Source organism: Blautia sp. OF09-25XD, from assembly GCF_003482095.1.
Taxonomy (GTDB): domain Bacteria; phylum Bacillota; class Clostridia; order Lachnospirales; family Lachnospiraceae; genus Fusicatenibacter; species Fusicatenibacter saccharivorans.
In genome coordinates, this window is sequence record NZ_QUMG01000036.1 from 1 (window position 1) to 3,873 (window position 3,873).

The following is a 3,873-nucleotide window of genomic DNA, read 5'->3' on the forward strand; positions in this document are numbered from 1 at the left end:
ATGGAATCTGAAGGAAGCCTGAGGCAAACCATTGGTCCGACGGACAGAAATCATGTATAAGGCTTACAGTTCGGATAAGACTGCTGAACAAGTTGAAGTCCAATAGCTAACAGAGGACTGGTAGTAGACATGGCGGATAGGTGATGGGAAAGATAGCGTATTTTAACCGGGGAGATCCTATGAGTGGTTTCATCAGCCATAGTAACAACGAATCATAGGAAGTCAGCAGATGTCATAGTGTGCGACTTGCAAGTCGTCATTTAAATTGTGATAAATTCACTACTACATCCGTTTGTAGTATTTCTACCGCATAGTGCCCAGTAAGTAATGAAAGGTGCGGAGCAGCGGGACAACGTGAGAAAGACAGAAACCACATCTGTCCTATTGCAAGGAAAAGATATGCAAGGTTAACATATGTGAACTGTCGTAAGGGTCGTCACTCGTGTAAAAGGTGAAAGTGGTTGATACACCTTGACTAAAATAGTACGGAGTCAGGGACATGATAATTACTATGGTATCATGCCAAACGGACAGAGAACTCCCGGTCTATAGGCAGAACCTAAACATATCAAGATTATTTAAATGACGAAACAAGGTAAACCTTATGTGCTCCTGGGAAAAGGTAGGCTAATCGTAAGAAAAGCACAATGCACAGAAGGCAGAGGATGTTGGAAAAAGCGAAAGTTCATGTGTAATGCATGAAATAAGGGTTCAAGATTTGCCCTGTCCGAAAGGAAGCAGACTTCCAACGCGTATCAATTACATGAAGAAACTGGAAACTGTGAATGTATCAAGTTCAATGGCACATTTGTGAGGACAATACAGACATGAAACTTCAATGGAACCAGATAGATTGGAAGAAAGCAGAAGAACAAGTTAACAGGCTACAGATTCGAATTGTAAAGGCAACATTAGAACAAAAGCTGAGATTGGTTAAGAGATTACAGTATTTAATAACTAATTCATTTTACGCGAAGGCTCTGGCTGTTAAACGAGTGGTTAGCAACAGAGGAAAGAAAACTCCAGGTATAGATGGAGAATTTTGGAAATCTGATAAAGAAAAAGTAAACGCAGTAAGGAGCCTGGACTGCCAGACATATCATGCAAAACCATTGAAAAGGGTATATATCGAAAAGTTTGGCAAGAAAGAAAAGCGTCCTTTGGGAATACCTACTATGAGAGACCGGGCTATGCAGGCATTACAACTTCTTGCGCTGGAACCAGTGGCAGAAACAACTGCCGACAGGATCTCCTTTGGATTTCGGAAATACAGAAGTCCTGAAGATGCACGTGAGTATGCGTTTAGTGTACTTAGCAGAAAGGATTCTCCACAATGGATTCTGGAAGGGGATATAAAAAGCTGCTTTGATAAAATCAGCCATCGGTGGATGATGGATAACATTCCCGGAAACAAAAGAATTATGAAAGAGTTCATGCGTTGTGGATATGTAGAAAAGGGAAAGTTATATCCGACTATAGAAGGCTCTCCACAGGGAGGAGTTATCTCGCCAACTTATGCAAACATGGTACTTGATGGATTAGAACCCATGATACTGGATGTATACTGGAGAAGCAAAGTTAAAAGGACATTTAGTGTGAAGTACAATGCGCATAAAGTACATGTGGTGAGATTTGCTGACGACTTTATCGTTACAGCATCTGACAAAGAAACACTGAAAGAAATCAAACCAATGATAGAAAGATTTCTTGAAGAAAGAGGACTGAGACTGTCAGAAGAGAAAACGGTCATTACTCACATTAATGATGGATTCGACTTTCTGGGTTGGAACTTTCGTAAATTTAAAGGAAAACTGATTATCAAGCCGTCACATAAATCTATGAAGAAAATTACGAGAAAAATCAGTGAAATAATAAAAGAAAACCAGACAGCCACACAGGAAATACTCATAAAGAAAATAAATGAGGTGACAGTAGGATGGGCAAATTATCATCACTCATCATGTGCTAAGAAGTGCTTTCATACGTTGGATCATCGCATATGGGAAATGTTGTGGAGATGGTCCAAACGCAGACACCCAAACAAAAACAAGCACTGGATAGTTAACAAATACTGGAAAGAGCATAAAGGCAGAAAGTGGACATTTATGTCGGACAAAAACATCCTATTTCTGATGATGGATATGCCAATTGTGCGAAAAGGGCAAATATCTTTAAACAAGAATCCATTTCTTGACAGGGAATACTTTGAATGCCGAGCAAAAAGGCACCGTCTGAACCGAAAAAGAGCTATGAATTCCAATCGAGCCGCGCAAATGGGATATTATGCGTTATAGATACGTGAGCGGAATGCGGTGAAAGTCGCACGTTCCGTTCTTTGGGGAGGGAATAACCGTAAGGTTTGTCCCTTACCCGACAGCGAAGAAGTCCGGGAAACCGGATGGAGCAAAGGACAGAACAGTTAATCATCTGGAGTACGTCCTAATTGAGAGTTTTAGACGAAACACATGCCGAGAGGAGTACCACAAGTACTAAGTGGTCGGAACTCACGAAAAGGAAAGGAAACAGTGCATGGAGGAACAAGGAATATTTATAGAACGCATTCTGTCAAATGAAAACATGAATCGTGCCTACAAACAGGTGAAAAAGAATAAAGGTGCGGCAGGAATAGACGGAATGGAATGTGCCGATCTGCTTTCTCATTTGAAAGTAAATGGACGGCAACTCAGAGAGAGTATAAGAAATCAGTCATACAAACCAATGCCAGTAAAGAGAGTGGAAATCCCTAAAGCAGACGGAAGCAAACGAAAACTTGGTATTCCAACTGTCACAGATCGCATGGTACAACAAGCAGCTGCACAGGTATTAACACCTATATATGAAAGAAAATTTCATGAGAACAGCTATGGATTCAGACCCGGAAAAAGTGCACAGAAGGCAGTATTAAAAGCAGTTGAATACATGAATGAAGGATATAACTGGGTCGTGGATATTGACTTGGAAAAGTTTTTTGATACGGTAGAACACGACAAGTTAATATCTGTTTTGAACAAAGAGATTAAGGATGGAAAAATACTTTCGCTAATCCGAAAATTTCTAGTAAGTGGAGTTATGGTTGGAGAACAGATAGAAGAAACAGAAATCGGAACCCCACAAGGGGGAAATATTTCACCACTTCTCGCTAACATACTGCTCAATGAATTGGATTGGGAACTTGAAAGCCGAGGACTTAAATTTGCACGATATGCAGATGACTGTATTATTTTTGTCAAAAGCGAAAAAGCTGCGGCAAGGGTAATGGAATCGGTCACGAAGTATATTGAAAATGTTCTGCGGCTGAAAGTGAACAGGGGCAAGAGTAAAATAGGGAGACCCACAGAAATACAATATCTGGGATTTACCTTCTATTATCAGTTTCAAGAAAAGAAATATAAGATAAAAGTCCCTAAAAAGTCATTGGATAAGGTAATGAAGAAAGTCAGAAAATTAACGAGTCGCAAGTGGGGTGTAAGTAACTCATATAAAGCCCAAAAGATAGCGGAAGTGGTAAGAGGCTGGATCAATTACTTTAAAATTGGCTCAATTCTTACAGCAACCCGAAGACTCGATACGGTTATTAGGTACAGGTTCAGAATGTGCATATGGAAACATTGGAAAAATCCTAAAACCAGATATAAAAATCTGGTAAAACTGGGTGTTAGTAAAAAGAATGCAAAAAGTGCGGCAGGGTTCCATGGATATGCTCGGGTTTGTCGTACAGAAACTATTTGCTATGCAATGTCAAATGCACGTCTGAAAAAGTTCGGGTTACTCTCAGCAGAGGAATATTTTTGTCAAACAAGATGTTAAGTTAACTGAACCGCCGGATGCGGAACCGCATGTCCGGTGGTGTGAGAGGTCGGCGGCGAAAGCCGC

Annotated in this window: 2 protein-coding genes; both read left to right on the top strand. The window is 40.5% G+C overall.

Annotation, left to right across the window (positions count from 1 at the left end; translation table 11 throughout):
• The first annotated feature begins 827 nt into the window (after positions 1-827).
• Complete coding sequence (gene ltrA / locus DXA93_RS17390; protein ID WP_082424990.1) at positions 828-2,294, top strand: group II intron reverse transcriptase/maturase; 1,467 nt, start codon at positions 828-830, stop codon at positions 2,292-2,294.
• A gap of 235 nt (positions 2,295-2,529) precedes the next feature.
• Positions 2,530-3,807 carry a group II intron reverse transcriptase/maturase gene (gene ltrA, locus DXA93_RS17395; protein ID WP_119208890.1) on the top strand — a complete coding sequence of 426 codons (1,278 nt, stop codon included), beginning with the start codon at positions 2,530-2,532 and terminating at the stop codon, positions 3,805-3,807.
• Positions 3,808-3,873: the final 66 nt, after the last annotated feature.